The sequence below is a fragment of the Bradyrhizobium sp. AC87j1 genome, assembly GCF_002936975.1.
Classification (GTDB): domain Bacteria; phylum Pseudomonadota; class Alphaproteobacteria; order Rhizobiales; family Xanthobacteraceae; genus Bradyrhizobium; species Bradyrhizobium shewense.
In genome coordinates, this window is sequence record NZ_PTFE01000231.1 from 1 (window position 1) to 1,626 (window position 1,626).

A 1,626-nucleotide genomic window follows, 5' to 3' on the forward strand; every position below is an offset into this window, starting at 1 on the left:
GCCATGCGGGGACGCGCATCCTCTTGGCTTGACAGCTGGGGCCCAACATAGCCTAAGTACACAGGTCTGTGTAACCAAAATCAACCGATATTTCAGACGACGGCATTTGCGCCGTGCCCAAAAGGGAGACGAAAATGCCCCTGCTGCAGGTCCTGCGTCCGACATTGCCCATCCTGATCGGCGCCTCGATCATGCTGACGCTGAGCATGGGGCTGCGGCAGAGCCTCGGCATCTTCATGCAGCCGCTGACCCATGACATCCACATTTCGATCTCGGATTTCACGCTGGCGCTGGCGGTGCAGAACCTCGCCTGGGGCTTTCTCCAGCCGCTCGCCGGCGCGATGACGGTGCGCTACGGCTTCCGTCCGATCATGATCGTCGGCTCATTCATGTACATCGCGGGCCTCATTCTGATGGCGACCGCGAACGGCCTCGTCAGCATCATGATCGGCGCGGGCGTGCTGATCGGCACATCGCTGGCCTGCACCGCGGCTGCGATCGCGATGTCGGTGGCGGCACGCGCTGTTCCTGCAACGGTGCGCTCGACAGTGCTCGGCATCGTCTCCGGCGCGGGCTCGCTCGGCGCGCTGCTGTCGGCGCCGATCGGGCAGATGCTCAATGAGGGGTTTGGCTGGCGCGTCGGGCTTGCCGGCTTCGTCGTCATGTCGGTGCTAATGATTCCTGCCGCGTGGTATGCGGGGCGCGTCGACCAGGTTCCGCTGCCGAAGCCGGCTGCCGACGAGATCGACGATGCCACGGCTGCGACCGCGGCGAGGACCGCGTTCGGCAATGCCTCCTTCGTGGTGATGACCTGCGCCTATCTCGTCTGCGGCATGCAGCTGGTCTTCCTCACCACGCATCTTCCGTCATACCTCGCGATCTGCGGCCTCGATCCGATGCTGAGCGCGCAGACGCTCGGCATGATCGGCGGCTTCAACGTGCTCGGCTCGCTGTTCTTCGGCTGGGCCGGCCAGCGCTGGAACAAGCTGGCGCTGCTGGGTGCGATCTACATCCTGCGCTCGCTGGCGCTCGCCTGGTACTTCATGCTGCCGGCAACGCCGTTCTCGACGCTGCTGTTCGGCGCCATTATGGGCTTCCTCTGGATGGGAGTAGGGCCGCTGGTCGCGGGCGCGGTCGCCGAGATGTTCGGCCTGCGCTGGCAGGCGATGATCCAGGGCCTCGCCTTCATGAGCCACCAGATCGGCAGCTTCCTCGGCGCCTACGGAGGCGGGGTGCTCTACGACGCGCTCGGCTCCTACACCATGGCCTGGCGCATCGGCGTCGCGCTCGGTCTTGCCGGCGGCATCGTGCAGGTGGCGTTCGCGCTTGTCAGGCCGTCGCAGCCTCCGGCGCCGGTGTTGCGGACGGCGTGAAGCGTCCTGGGCTTAGCATCTCCCACCGTCACCCTGAGGTGCTCGCCTCTGCGGCGAGCCTCGAAGGGCGACGGCCCGGCTGCATCTCGACCGTTCATCCTTCGAGGCTGCCGGCGCGATGCTCTTGCATCGCGCCACTCGCACCTCAGCGACTGTGTTCTTTGTCAAGCGGGTTGCCATGGTTTTCGATCCCTGAGCATGGCGTTGAGGATGGTGATGAGCTTGCGGGCCACGGCGATGAGGGCGACCATTT

Annotated in this window: 1 protein-coding gene; it reads left to right on the forward strand. The window is 65.4% G+C overall.

What is annotated here, in order from left to right; translation table 11 throughout:
• Positions 1–134: 134 nt before the first annotated feature.
• Positions 135–1,373: an MFS transporter gene (locus CV770_RS40995; protein ID WP_091968095.1), complete on the forward strand. Its 1,239-nt coding sequence runs from the start codon at positions 135–137 to the stop codon at positions 1,371–1,373.
• The last annotated feature ends 253 nt before the right edge of the window (positions 1,374–1,626 follow it).